General features: G+C 41.3%; 12 protein-coding genes, 2 tRNA genes and 1 rRNA gene. 12 read left to right on the plus strand and 3 right to left on the minus strand.

Features of this window, described 5'->3' with window-relative positions; all coding sequences use genetic code 11:
- Positions 1-145 precede the first annotated feature (145 nt).
- The 7 genes from rrf (at position 146) to tsaD (ending at position 3,442) form a co-directional block, all read left to right on the plus strand.
- A 5S ribosomal RNA gene (gene rrf / locus IEW76_RS16325) occupies positions 146-261 on the plus strand.
- 20 nt (positions 262-281) lie between these two features.
- Positions 282-358, plus strand: a tRNA-Met gene (locus IEW76_RS16330).
- Between the two features lie 146 nt (positions 359-504).
- Positions 505-581: transfer RNA gene (locus tag IEW76_RS16335), tRNA-Asp, on the plus strand.
- Positions 582-803: 222 nt separating this feature from the next.
- Positions 804-1,262 carry a tRNA (adenosine(37)-N6)-threonylcarbamoyltransferase complex ATPase subunit type 1 TsaE gene (gene tsaE, locus IEW76_RS16340; RefSeq protein WP_188655503.1) on the plus strand — a complete coding sequence of 153 codons (459 nt, stop codon included), beginning with the start codon at positions 804-806 and terminating at the stop codon, positions 1,260-1,262.
- Positions 1,259-1,969, plus strand: a complete 711-nt coding sequence (gene tsaB, locus IEW76_RS16345; protein ID WP_188655504.1) for a tRNA (adenosine(37)-N6)-threonylcarbamoyltransferase complex dimerization subunit type 1 TsaB — start codon at positions 1,259-1,261, stop codon at positions 1,967-1,969. Before tsaE ends, tsaB begins: the two co-directional genes overlap by 4 nt.
- 16 nt (positions 1,970-1,985) lie before the next feature.
- Positions 1,986-2,408: a ribosomal protein S18-alanine N-acetyltransferase gene (rimI, locus tag IEW76_RS16350; protein WP_188655570.1), complete on the plus strand. Its 423-nt coding sequence runs from the start codon at positions 1,986-1,988 to the stop codon at positions 2,406-2,408.
- The gene (tsaD, locus tag IEW76_RS16355) at positions 2,408-3,442 is read left to right on the plus strand and encodes a tRNA (adenosine(37)-N6)-threonylcarbamoyltransferase complex transferase subunit TsaD (protein ID WP_188655505.1); all 1,035 of its coding nucleotides are present in this window, start codon (positions 2,408-2,410) and stop codon (positions 3,440-3,442) included. The genes rimI and tsaD overlap by 1 nt, the downstream gene beginning before the upstream one ends.
- 334 nt (positions 3,443-3,776) lie before the next feature.
- On the opposite strand, the gene IEW76_RS16360 is transcribed toward tsaD, so the two are convergent.
- A complete protein-coding gene (locus IEW76_RS16360; RefSeq protein ID WP_188655506.1) occupies positions 3,777-5,711 on the minus strand; it encodes an ABC transporter ATP-binding protein in 1,935 nt (644 codons plus the stop codon).
- Positions 5,712-6,035: 324 nt separating this feature from the next.
- Here IEW76_RS16360 and IEW76_RS16365 point away from each other — a divergent pair, with 324 nt between their 5' ends.
- Both IEW76_RS16365 and IEW76_RS16370 read left to right on the plus strand, forming a co-directional pair.
- The gene (locus IEW76_RS16365) at positions 6,036-6,713 is read left to right on the plus strand and encodes a redox-sensing transcriptional repressor Rex (protein ID WP_188655507.1); all 678 of its coding nucleotides are present in this window, start codon (positions 6,036-6,038) and stop codon (positions 6,711-6,713) included.
- A gap of 105 nt (positions 6,714-6,818) precedes the next feature.
- Positions 6,819-8,231 (plus strand): MDR family MFS transporter, encoded by a 1,413-nt coding sequence (locus IEW76_RS16370; protein ID WP_188655508.1) that lies wholly within the window; start codon positions 6,819-6,821, stop codon positions 8,229-8,231.
- 50 nt (positions 8,232-8,281) lie between these two features.
- Here IEW76_RS16370 and IEW76_RS16375 read toward each other — a convergent pair whose 3' ends face one another.
- Positions 8,282-8,482 carry a YdiK family protein gene (locus IEW76_RS16375; RefSeq protein ID WP_188655509.1) on the minus strand — a complete coding sequence of 67 codons (201 nt, stop codon included), beginning with the start codon at positions 8,480-8,482 and terminating at the stop codon, positions 8,282-8,284.
- Between the two features lie 7 nt (positions 8,483-8,489).
- Positions 8,490-9,188, minus strand: coding sequence for a CPBP family intramembrane glutamic endopeptidase (locus tag IEW76_RS16380; RefSeq protein ID WP_036786982.1), 699 nt, complete (start codon positions 9,186-9,188; stop codon positions 8,490-8,492).
- 280 nt (positions 9,189-9,468) lie between these two features.
- On the opposite strand from IEW76_RS16380, the gene groES reads away from it, so the two are divergent.
- The 3 genes from groES (at position 9,469) to IEW76_RS16395 (ending at position 13,056) form a co-directional block, all read left to right on the plus strand.
- On the plus strand, positions 9,469-9,753 hold the full coding sequence (groES, locus tag IEW76_RS16385; protein ID WP_188655510.1) for a co-chaperone GroES: 285 nt from the start codon (positions 9,469-9,471) through the stop codon (positions 9,751-9,753).
- Positions 9,754-9,813: 60 nt separating this feature from the next.
- Positions 9,814-11,448, plus strand: coding sequence for a chaperonin GroEL (gene groL, locus IEW76_RS16390; protein WP_036786987.1), 1,635 nt, complete (start codon positions 9,814-9,816; stop codon positions 11,446-11,448).
- Between the two features lie 339 nt (positions 11,449-11,787).
- On the plus strand, positions 11,788-13,056 hold the full coding sequence (locus tag IEW76_RS16395) for a hypothetical protein (RefSeq protein ID WP_188655511.1): 1,269 nt from the start codon (positions 11,788-11,790) through the stop codon (positions 13,054-13,056).
- Positions 13,057-13,179 lie beyond the last annotated feature (123 nt).

The following is a 13,179-nucleotide window of genomic DNA, read 5'->3' on the forward strand; positions in this document are numbered from 1 at the left end:
AAGGTTGATAGGTCGGAGGTGGAAGCGTGGTGACACGTGCAGCTGACCGATACTAATAAATCGAGGGCTTATCTAACTAAAGTGAAAAACGGTTATGTCTTAATTCTTATCTAGTTTTGAAGGTACTCCTTCAAAAAAACAATAGTATGGCGGTTTTGGCGAAGAGGTCACACCTGTTCCCATGCCGAACACAGAAGTTAAGCTCTTCAGCGCCGATGGTAGTCGGGGTTTCACCCCCGCAAGAGTAGGACGCCGCCATGCTTTGTTTATATTATTATCGTCGCGGGGTGGAGCAGTCTGGTAGCTCGTCGGGCTCATAACCCGAAGGTCGCAGGTTCAAATCCTGTCCCCGCAACCAAATTAAATTTGTTCAACGTCGATTTTACTTCGTTGAATTACAAATGACTGTGTACCTTTAGGTGCAACCAATTTAAATTTGTGTTACGTCGAATACACTTCTTCGAATCACAAATTGTTGTGCTTAGATTAATCAAATTAGAAAATGGTCCGGTAGTTCAGTTGGTTAGAATGCCTGCCTGTCACGCAGGAGGTCGCGGGTTCGAGTCCCGTCCGGACCGCCATTTTTGTTTTTGATTACATATGATTGTTTATACAAGCCTTAGGAAAACCTCCTAAGGCTTTTCTAATGCATTTTTTTAGGGGATCTGAGGGATTGCTCTCACTCTGATCTTCTACTTTTTACTGATATAGATAGGTTTTTTTCTTTTTGCCCCCTTTTTTGCTATGATGGGAATTAGATAAGAATCGATTCGTTAGACTGGAATAGGAAGTAGGTGTTTCGCATGAATGAAAGCTATACCATTCATACCCGCTCTGCTGAAGAGACGAAAGAAGTAGCTGAACGTTTAGGTGCTCTTTTAGAACCGAATGATCTTCTTACGCTTGAAGGAGACCTTGGCACAGGCAAGACAACTTTTACAAAAGGGATGGGCAGCGGACTTGGTATCACAAGAACCATTAGCAGCCCCACATTCACGATTGTTAAAGAATATGAAGGGCGTATGCCTCTTTATCACTTAGATGTTTATCGTCTTGAAGATAGTGATGAGGATATCGGATTTGATGAGTATTTCGAAGGTGAAGGTGTGTGTGTTGTGGAGTGGGCCCAATACATTGAAGACTATCTTCCGAAAGAACGGTTAGATATTCATCTTTTCTATAATGGGGAAGACCACCGTACGATACAATTAACCCCTCGTGGGGAACGATATGAACGATTATGTAAGGAGTTAGTCAAATGATTGTATTAGCTATCGATACGTCGAATCAACCGATGACGATCGCCGTTATGAAAGAAGAACAGCTCTTAGCTGAATATACAACGGATATAAAGAAAAACCATTCGGTACAACTTATGCCTGCCATTAACCAACTGTTAGCAGATTGTAAGATGACGCCACAAGATCTAGATTTGATTGCCGTTGGCCATGGCCCAGGATCGTTTACCGGCGTTCGAATTGGACTCACGACAGCTAAGACATTAGCTTGGTCATTATCAATCCCTATTGTGGCCGTATCAAGCTTAGAGGTGCTGTCATACAATGGGGTATTCTTTAATGGTCTTGTTTGCCCGTTCTTTGATGCAAGAAGAGGACAAGTTTATACAGGTCTGTACCAAGCTGAAGGGTACGAGAAAATGGTTCCTGTTAAAGATGAAGTTAACGTGCTTATGTCAGATTGGCTAGAAGTGCTACGCGGTACAGAGGAATCCGTTTTATTTATTAGTTCTCAAGCTTCTATTCATAAAGAAAAGATCCAAGAAGTATTAGGTGAGAAAGCTGTTTTTTCTTCCTTACCGGTTCATTTGCCAAGTGCGGGGATGCTTGCGAGTATTGCTCTTACGAAGGAACCAACCTCTCTTCATGAACTAACGCCAAATTATCTCCGTCTTGCAGAGGCTGAGGCCAAATGGCTCGAGAGCCAAAAGGGGCATCAGCAAAGTGAGTAAAGCGATCGTTCGCCAAATGACAGAAGAGGATATAGATCGAGTTCTTCAATTAGAAGAGGCATGCTTTGCCACTCCATGGACCCGGGATGCTTTTGAGCACGAGCTTCAAGATAATCCTTATGCAGTTTATTACGTTCTTGAATTTGAAGGCGTATTAGTAGGGTATTGTGGGTTATGGGTTATTATTGATGAAGCTCATATTACAAATATCGCGATTCTACCTGAGTACCGAGGCATGAAACTTGGTCAAGCCTTGTTTGAAGTGGTGATGGAAAAGGCACGTTTAGTTGGGGCCATTCAACTATCTCTAGAAGTAAGGGTATCGAATATTGTGGCCCAGCGTCTATACCGTAAGTATGGCCTGGTACCAGGCGGAATCCGTAAAAATTACTATACAGATAACCAAGAGGATGCTGTAGTTATGTGGGTGAAATTATAATGGATCAATATATTCTAGGAATTGAAACGAGCTGTGATGAAACGGCTGTTGCGATTGTGAGAAATGGGACAGAACTTATTGCGAATGTGGTTGCTTCTCAAATTGAGAGCCATAAACGCTTTGGTGGCGTTGTTCCTGAAATTGCTTCCCGTCACCATGTGGAACAGGTGACGCTCGTTTTAGAGGAAGCTTTAGAAGAAGCTGATATGAAGATGGAAGAGATCGATGCCATAGCGGTTACTGAAGGCCCTGGCTTGGTTGGAGCCCTATTAGTAGGGGTAAATGCGGCTAAGGCATTAGCTTTTGCTTATCAAAAGCCTCTAGTGGGCGTACAGCATATAGCCGGGCATATCTATGCGAATCGTCTGATGAAAGAGTTCGAGTTTCCATTGCTATCTCTAGTCGTTTCAGGAGGACATACAGAGCTTATTCTTATGAAGGAACATGGCTCATTTGAAGTGATTGGAGAAACGAGGGATGATGCAGCGGGGGAAGCCTATGATAAAGTGGCGAGGACGCTAAAACTTCCTTATCCAGGTGGTCCTCATATAGACCGACTGGCTCATGAAGGTGAGGTAACCATAGACTTCCCTCGAGCTTGGCTTGAGAATGATTCCTTTGACTTTAGCTTTAGTGGATTGAAATCCTCAGTTATTAACACTTTACACAACGCCAAGCAAAAAGGAATCGAATTAAAGCAAGAAGATATTGCAGCAAGCTTTCAGGAAAGTGTTGTCGATGTGTTATCCACAAAGGCTTATAAAGCTGCAAAGCAATACGGTGTGAAGCAAGTTATTGTAGCAGGTGGTGTAGCTGCTAATAAAGGATTACGAGCTCGTCTTGAAGAGAAGTTTGGTTCAGATGAAGAACTCGAGCTATTAATTCCACCACTACACTTATGCACAGATAATGCAGCGATGATTGCGGCAGCGGGAACGGTTGCTTTTAACCAGGGTCATCGTGCTGGATGGGACCTGAATGGAAATCCTTCCTTATCATTAGAGCGTTATGCGAAGCGTTCCGTAACGAAATAATACACAGGTAGAAAGCGAAATCATGTATTGGTTTCGCTTTTTTATGTGGATCATGAGTCTGAAAGTTCGAATGATTCTTCCTAGAGCTCATTTTTCCACAGCTTAAAATCATACTGTGCATAAAATTTGTAGAATGCTGTCATAGTAAATAATCGTTTGTGAATAAAAGTTGTGGATAACACAATGTAATTCTGTGGATACTGTGTATAAATCTGTGAAAAACTGTATTTGTAAGGAAAAGTTATGTGGATATCATTGGGGATAGCTACAAAGTTCGACAAAGGTTATGAAAGCGCTAAAAAAAGAGGGGATATCTTGTGGATATCCCCTCTTTTTAGTCCTCTTCATGAAGTTGTTCCCATTCTTCCATTAAAGACTCGATTTTTGATTGGGATTGTTCATTTGTTTCTGTGAGTTCTAAGGACTTCTCATGATCCTGATAAATCTCTGGTTCACAGAGTAGGGCATCATTTTTTTCGATCACTTCTTCTAATTCTACGATTTCTTGTTCAATTTCTTCAATGCGACGCTTACGCTTTCTAGCTTCGCGTTGTTCTGCTTTATTTTGTTCAAATTGATTTTTAGAGTCCTTAGCTTCTTTTTGGACAGTAGGATTTTGTTGCGCTTCGTATTCAGCGATATCCTTCTCTTCTTGCTTCTTCTCTAAATAGTAGTCGTAATCACCGAGATAAAGGTGTGTGTCTGTCCCATCTAACTCCAGGATCTGTGTGGCAATCCGGTTAATAAAGTAACGGTCGTGGGAGACAAATAGAATGGTACCTGGATAATCCATTAGGGCGGATTCTAGTACTTCTTTGCTATCTAAGTCTAAGTGGTTAGTCGGCTCGTCCAATACAAGGAAATTGGATTTCTCAAGCATTAATTTAGCCAAGGCAACTCTTGCTTTCTCGCCACCACTTAAAGAGTTCACGCTCTTTAAAACGTCATCTCCGGTAAATAGGAAGTTCCCCAGTACAGTTCGAACATCTTTCTCATCCATCATCGGATATTCATCCCATAGTTCGTGAAGAACAGTTTTGGAAGAATTTAATTGAGCCTGTTCCTGGTCATAATATCCGATTTGAAGGTTCGTTCCATATTGAATCGTGCCTCCGCTAGGGGAGAGTTTATCAATAATGTTTTTGAGAAGGGTGGTTTTCCCGACGCCATTAGGTCCAACGAGTGCTAAGCGTTCTGTTCGATTTACATCAAAGGAGACGTTCTCGAAAACTGGTTTTTTACTGTCTTCATATTGGAACGAAAGGTCGCGCGCTTTTAGCACATCGTTTCCGCTTCTTCTGTTGATATCAAATGTGAATTTAGCGGACTTTTGATCTCCTTTAGGCTTATCAACCTTTTCCATCTTCTCAAGTTGTTTCTGTTTACTTTGAGCTCGTTTACTAGTAGAAGCTCGAGCCATATTTTTTTGAATGAAGTCTTCCATTCGTTTCATTTCGGATTGCTGTTTCTCAAATTGCTTGAGATCGCGTTCGTAATTGGCGGCCTTTTGATCTAGATATTTGCTATAGTTCCCGTAGAATTTCTCAGAAGAGCGATAAGAGATCTCATAAACGACATTTACGACTTTATCAAGGAAATAACGGTCGTGAGAGACGATAACGACAGCCCCTGGGTAGCCTTGCAAATAGTGCTCTAACCAGTTAAGTGTATCAATGTCTAAGTGGTTGGTCGGCTCATCAAGTACTAAAATATCGGGTTTAGATAGTAAGAGTTTACCGAGTGCTAGTCTTGTCTTTTGGCCACCACTAAGGGTCGCGATTGGCGTGGTTAAATCAAAGTCTCCAAAGTTTAACCCGTTCAATACCGCTTTAACGTCTGCTTCATAACGATAACCGCCGTCATTCTTGAAGCGAAGCTGCAGTTCATCGTAGTCTTTTAAAAGCTTCTGGTATTGTTCCTCTTTAGCTATAAGATCAGGATCTGCCATTTTTTCTTCCATTTGACGGAGTTGTTTCTCCATAGCTTTTAAATGGTCAAATACGGCGATCATTTCATCCCAGATGCTTTTATCTGATTCGAGTCCAGTGTGCTGCTCTAAATACCCTAATGTAGCCTCTTTTGGCTTGTGGAGCTCACCTTCCTCATGCGAAAGCTCACCGGCCATAATTTTGAGCAAGGTCGATTTTCCAGCTCCATTACGTCCAACAATGGCAATTCTGTCATTGGTGTGTACTTCTAATTTAATATTCGATAGAATAAGATCAGCGCCGAAGCGTTTTGTAATATTATTCATTTGCATAAGAATCATGGTCGTTCACCTCAATGAGTTAAGTGTATCTTAAGAAATGCGTGCTAAGCAAGGTTCGCACGTCGAAGTGACCCAGGTTCTTGTGGAAAGTCTGAGATGTTTGTGAAATTAGAAACATTTCTTTACAATTATGCTGTAAGGACAATCCATCATAAAGAACAACAAATAGAAACGTAGAATTTCATTCATAACAGTACGAGGATGATCTTTGTGATCTTCCTGAAGTAGTGGTTATAGAAAATGGAAGCGTTAACGGTACCAGGATCGTTCCTTTACGGACTTGATCTGGTGTACGGTTACGGTATGAAGTGAGGGGGATATAAGATGGAGCTAGATCAGGCAAAAATACCACAAGCGACAGCCAAGCGACTGCCCTTATATTATCGTTTTATAAATAATCTGCATAGCCAAGGTAAGCAACGAGTCTCATCAAAAGAATTGAGTGAGGCAGTGAAAGTCGATTCAGCTACAATCCGTAGGGACTTTTCGTACTTTGGGGCTTTAGGTAAAAAGGGGTATGGTTACAATGTGAATTATTTACTTACATTTTTCCGTAAAACCCTTGATCAAGATGAAGTCACGCGCGTTGCTTTAATAGGGGTCGGGAACCTCGGAACAGCTTTCTTACACTATAACTTCACAAAGAACAACAATACGAAGATTGAGATGGCTTTTGATGCGCAGGAAGAGAAGGTTGGTAGTGATATAGGTGGGGTGCCTGTTTATCATATTGATCAATTAGAGGAGTACTTATCAGAAGAGATTTCCGTTGCCATCTTAACGGTACCAGCCAATGAAGCACAAAAAATAGCTGATCGATTAGTAGAGGCTGGAATTCTTGGTGTATTAAACTTCACCCCAGCTCGAATATCCGTTCCAGAAGGTATACGTGTGCATCACATCGATCTAGCGGTAGAGTTGCAAGCACTGGCATACTTTCTAAAACATTATCCTCTCGATCATGAAGAGAGCACCGAAGAAGAACCAAAAGAGGCTGAATAAGCCTCTTTTTTGTGTGTAGGAATTGGTTTTGGCTAGTGGATTATGTGATATAGTAGAAAACGGTTCGTAAAACGAAAGAATTAGAAACGAAAGAAGGGACGCAGCATGAGCAAATTATCGAGTAAGTGGCTTGTCGTTGTATCCGTCTTATTTGGAACATTTACAGTCATATTAAATAACAGCATGCTAAACCCGACGCTTCCGCGCTTTATGGAAATATTCGATGCTGATGCTGTAAGTGTAGGCTGGATGCTGACGATCTTTATGGTAGCAATGGGAATGACGATGCCGTTAACAGGCTTTCTCGGAGATCGTTTCGGGAAGAAGAAAGTGTATGTGACGGGGCTTGTCATCTTCTTAGTTGGCTCTGTTTCAGGGTCCGTTTCTCCTACCTTGAACCTTGTTATTCTCTCAAGGGCCGTTCAGGGGATTGCCGGTGGTTTAATGATGCCGATTGCGATGGCGTTAATCTTTAACGCTTTCCCGAAGCACGAGCGTGGCCTAGCCGTAGGCGTATACGGAGTTGCAGCTATGGTCGCACCTGCGATTGGTCCTACAATTGGTGGGGTAATCATTCAGTTCTTTGATTGGCCATTTTTGTTCTTATTTAATATTCCATTTGGACTGATTGGAATTATTCTATCTACTAAATATTTAGTCGAAACGGAAAAAAATCCTTCTCTTAAATTCGACACCATTGGCTTTATTCTTGTGACGATTGGTGTCGGAGGAATCTTATTTGCCCTTGGACGAGGGAAGGAACTTGAGACCCTTCTTACAGTCAGTAATATAGGTCTGATTGTCGTTGGGATCTTATCAGTAGTAGCATTTGTGTTTGTGGAAAATCGCAAGTCGCAACCCTTACTAAACTTATCTGTCTTTAAAGTTCCGACGTATGCCGTTTCTGTTGTTGTCACCGGTGCGGCATCGATTGGTCTCTTCTCAGGGATCTTCTTATTGCCGTTATTGATTCAGAATGTATATGGATTGAATGAAGTGATGACAGGGTTACTCTTCTTACCAGCAGCGGCATTAAGCGGTGTATCGATGTCCATTGGGGGAAGGATTTTGGACAAGAAAGGTCCGAAAGCTGTTATCCCTATTGGATTGTTCGTAATGGCTGCTGCCACAACAGCTCTTGGCTTTCTTGAGTTGTCCACTCCTTACTGGGTGATCCTCGCTCTAAATGCAGTACGTGGTGCTGGAATGGGTCTTAGCAATATGCCAGCCACAACAGCTGGAATGAACGCCATATCGGATGAACTGGTCGCTCAAGGATCGGCGATGAATAACGTCCTTAGACAAATGACGTCATCATTCGGCATTGTTTTCTTCTCGATCTATTATGAAACAAGGCGCGCTGTCATCTCGGCGGGTGAGGCCAATATGACAGAGGCTACGCTTCAGACATTAAATGAGGCGTTTCTCGTATCAGCTGTGGTCATCGTTCTGGCGATTCCGTTTTCCTTTATTATGAAGGGAGCGGGGAGCTCTTCTGAGGAGGAAGAGGGCGCATAGTTACGACAGTTCTATAAAAATAAGCGGCTATCCCCGTATGGGGGAGCCGCTTATTTTTTGTTGCCTGTGTTCATTTTTAGAAACAGCATAAAAAGTCGAATTGCGACGGCGAAATTTACTGTCGCAACGAAAGAGCAAACGAGCGTAATCAAGTTCCAAATTGTCTCTTCTACACTAAGTATGGCGATATACGTAAATAAAATCCCCATAATAAAATAGAGGAATGCCATAAAGAATGGCGAAGTTTTCATAATAGGGTTAACCTCCAAACAGGATTGTCTGTACGTTCTGCTCCAGTTGTTCTACGTCTATTGTCATCTGGGCAATAATGACGAGAGAATTCATAGTTGCGTGCGTGATGATCGGTACGATAATGCGCTTTGTTTTCTCATATAAGTAGGCAAAGACTAAGCCCATCATTGCATATTTCAGTAGGTGCTCTGGTTCCCCATGTACAATTCCGAAGATACTGCCTGATACTAGCGCAGATATAAGAAAGTTCGTATATTTACGTAATGTTCCAAATAGAATCTTTCGGAAGATGATTTCTTCTAAGATCGGTGCCACAATGGCAATGATGAGGATGAAGATCGGTGTTGCTTTCGCAAGAGCCGATAAGTTTTGCGTGTTCTCTGAAATGGGATCAACACCAAAGACGAGAGACTCAATTACGGTAGCGGCGTACTGACTTAAGAAAGCAAGTAAGATACCAAGCAGTCCCCACTTGATGTAAGACCCGATCCCCATATCGTAATCCTGACGCAGATCCTTCTGTATATCTGGCTTTAAGAGCCATGTAATAATGAGAAGGCCAGCAATAAAGGAAGAGATCGTCCAGGTAATCAGCCAGGTTTGAGGGTTCTCAAGATCCAGAGAAAGGATGAACTGTCCTACTAACCCACCGGATAATTGAACAAGCGTATATGTTAAGATGACATACCAATAGCGCCTTGGCATTCGGCAACGACTCCTTTTGAGAATTTATACCTTTATCTTACGTATTGTAACACATTTAAAGAAGTGGAAAGAAACGTTTAAATCGGAAAAGATGAGTCATAATGTGTTGGGGGAGTGAGCTCATTTTTTTGAGGAAATTTTTATGAAGAAATTAAATGTTTTCGCTTGCAAAATATCGTGAGATTCATTATTATAAGAATTGTGTTAGCACTCGAGAATAGAGAGTGCTAATAAAATCAAAACAAGCATAGTTTTAAACCATTTGAGGAGGGTGTCTGATTTGTTAAAGCCATTAGGTGATCGTATTGTAATTGAGGTAGTACAACAAGAAGAAAAGACCGCGAGCGGTATTGTTCTTCCTGACTCTGCGAAGGAGAAGCCTCAAGAAGGTAAAGTTGTTGCGGTAGGTTCTGGTCGTTTGGCGGAAAATGGTCAAAAGGTTGCACTTGAGGTAACCACTGACGACCACATCATCTTCTCAAAATTTGCTGGTACTGAAGTGAAGTACGAAGGTAAAGAATACTTAATTTTACGTGAGAATGACATTTTAGCAGTCGTTAACTAATACAATTAATGTTGGACAATCATAAACGGTTAGAAGAATTTTTTAGGAGGGTATTTATTCATGGCTAAAGATATTAAGTTTAGTGAAGACGCACGTCGTTCGATGCTTCGCGGTGTAGACCGCCTTGCTGATGCAGTTAAAGTTACACTTGGACCAAAAGGACGTAACGTCGTTCTTGAGAAGAAATTCGGTTCTCCACTTATTACAAATGATGGTGTAACGATCGCGAAAGAAATTGAATTAGAAGATCACTTCGAGAATATGGGCGCGCAGCTTGTATCGGAAGTAGCTTCTAAAACAAACGAAATCGCTGGTGACGGTACTACAACTGCAACGGTTCTAGCACAAGCGATGATCCGTGAAGGTCTTAAAAACGTAGCTTCTGGTGCGAACCCAGTGGGCGTTCGTCGCGGTATCGAGAAAGCGACAGAATTAGCCGTTAAAGAACTGCAACAAATCTCTAAACCAATTGAAGGTAAAGATTCAATCGCACAGGTTGCGGCGATTTCTTCAGCGGATGAAGAAGTAGGTCAACTAATCGCAGAAGCTATGGAGCGCGTTGGTAACGATGGTGTTATCACAATTGAAGAATCTAAAGGCTTCAACACAGAGATGGAAGTTGTTGAAGGTATGCAGTTCGACCGCGGATATGCATCTCCTTACATGGTTTCTGACCAAGACAAGATGGAAGCGGTTCTTGAGAATCCTTATATCCTAATTACAGATAAGAAGATCACAAACATTCAGGAAGTTCTTCCTGTACTTGAGCAAGTGGTACAGCAAAGCCGTCCACTTCTAATGATCTCTGAAGACGTTGAAGGCGAAGCACTAGCAACTCTTGTTGTGAACAAACTTCGTGGTACATTCAACGCTGTATCTGTTAAAGCACCTGGTTTCGGTGATCGTCGTAAAGCAATGCTTGAAGACATCGCAACCATTACAGGCGGACAGGTTATTACAGAGGACCTAGGTCTAGATCTTAAGAACACAACAATCGATCAATTAGGTCGTGCGAACAAAGTTGTGGTTACGAAAGAGAACACAACAATCGTTGAAGGTGCTGGCAACCCTGAACAAATCTCAGGCCGCGTAAGCCAAATCCGTTCTCAATTAGAAGAAACAACTTCTGAATTCGATAAAGAGAAACTTCAAGAGCGCCTTGCGAAACTAGCTGGCGGTGTAGCAGTCATCAAGGTTGGTGCAGCTACAGAAACAGAGCTTAAGGAGCGTAAACTTCGCATCGAAGACGCCCTAAACTCTACACGCGCAGCAGTAGAAGAAGGCATCGTAGCCGGTGGTGGTACAGCACTTGTGAACATTTACAAGAAAGTAGCTGCACTTGACCTTACTGGCGACGAAGAAACAGGTGCGAAGATCTTACTTCGTGCACTTGAAGAACCAGTTCGTCAAATCGCTCACAACGCAGGTCTTGAAGGCTCTGTTATCATCGAGCGTCTTAAAGGCGAAGCCGTTGGCGTTGGTTTCAACGCAGCAACAGGCGAGTGGGTAAACATGGTCGACACAGGTATCGTGGACCCAACAAAAGTGACACGCTCCGCACTACAAAACGCAGCATCTGTAGCGGCTATGTTCCTAACTACAGAAGCGGTTGTAGCCGATCACCCTGAAGAAGATAATTCTGGTGGCGGTATGCCAGATATGGGTGGCATGGGTGGTATGGGCGGCATGATGTAATAAGTGCCCTCAACCCTTGCTAGTAAAGGGTTTTGATTAACACGGGTTATTTATGCTCATGTTTTTGCTCATGTCTAGTTAAGTTATATATTGAAGACCTTCATTTAGTGGCACTAAATGAAGGTCTTTTTTGTATAAAAAAGGTGTGTTTGTTCGGTCTAGTGGTAAATAAATATGGAGTTGTATAATTCAAACATAAAATTCGAATAAAGATAGTAATAGTAAGGCTTATATCTTGCTAGTTAATAAATAGTACATAAGATATATGTAATTTGTTTCTATATTAAGGAATATGAGGTAAAATATTGGTAACAATCTTGATGTGAGCGGAGGGGAAACATGAATTGGGAAAACATTTATAATATCCTTGATAAATATACTCAATATAAGCATTACCAATTGTTATTTGAAAAGTTTAATCTACCAAAAAAAGTTTCTAGAGATGAAATGCTAAAAGTTTTACATACAGCAGTTGTTCAGGAAACACTTCTCGAACCAGAATTACCGAGGGGAGCACTAGAAGAGTGGTTATCACTACACCAGATTGATGGTAATAACTACACTTTTGTTTATAACTTACAAGAAGATTATGATAGAAGTAGCTTAGCAGAATTATATATGAATAGAGAAGAGAAGATTGACTTAAAGCTTTGGGATATTAACCCAGCGAATGATTCAGAAGATTTGGATACAGTTATGCCAGAGTTAGATGATATAAAGCTTATAGGAGTTCATAGGAATGATGAGAAAGGAACATATACCTTATCATTTGTTGCGCCATGTGTAGTGACTGGATCTGGAGTTGACGGTGCTACCAGAGTCTACAAAAAGCTATTCTTCACCCACTGCGTTTGCATTGATGGATCTAAAGATATAAAAGTAATATTTAATCCAACAAGTAACTTACTGAATGTGAATGGTACAAAAAAAGGTAAGAATCACGACTGGACTCCTATAGCAAATATGTTTTTTAGTAAAGTTAAAGAATATATTGGAAATGTATATATCTATGCGCCTAACTGGATACCACGAGCATTGTATCAATTTGCGGAAGATGTTTCATACCACCATAATGATGAAATAACGGCTGCATCATTTAATGCTGAAGAAAAGATCAAAGAATTTTCGGGAAAATTACTTAGTGAAGCAAATATTGATCCTGATCAAGAACCTGCTTTATTAACTAGGTTAATACAAGACATTCAGCTTTCTTATGAAGCTCAGTTACTTGAGATACATGGTGCTAATGAAGAAGATAATAAGTTTAGGGTATTCAAGCAACGGTCGGATGGATTCACTCATGTAATTAGTGTAGAATCTACTCAAGAAGGACTCTTGGGATCAGGTGCTCAAGCTGCTAAGCGTTCTAGGCAAGACGGTAGTATTGAATTATTAGGTATTACTTATAAAGCAAGCGACCGAATGTATAAATTTCTTGTTGAACAAGGAACTGAGGCTTACTTAATCAGAGGGACAAATACCTTTATAGAAGAGGAGGTAGTTGACATTGTTATCGGTAAACTTAACGAATATAGAGAGCAAATACAATCTCTCCCCCACAGTGGTAAAGGGGGTGCAGACGGAACTTCTAGATCTGAGGCCGACTGATGTCTTAACAAAAGATAAACTAGCGAGAAAAACTAACTTACATCCAGACATTGCTGAAACTATTTTAATCGACTTGTTTAAAGACAAAGTTTTGCAACTTTATATAAGAGTTTACTGTAATAA

The organism is Pontibacillus salipaludis (genome assembly GCF_014642405.1).
Taxonomy (GTDB): Bacteria; Bacillota; Bacilli; order Bacillales; family BH030062; genus Pontibacillus; species Pontibacillus salipaludis.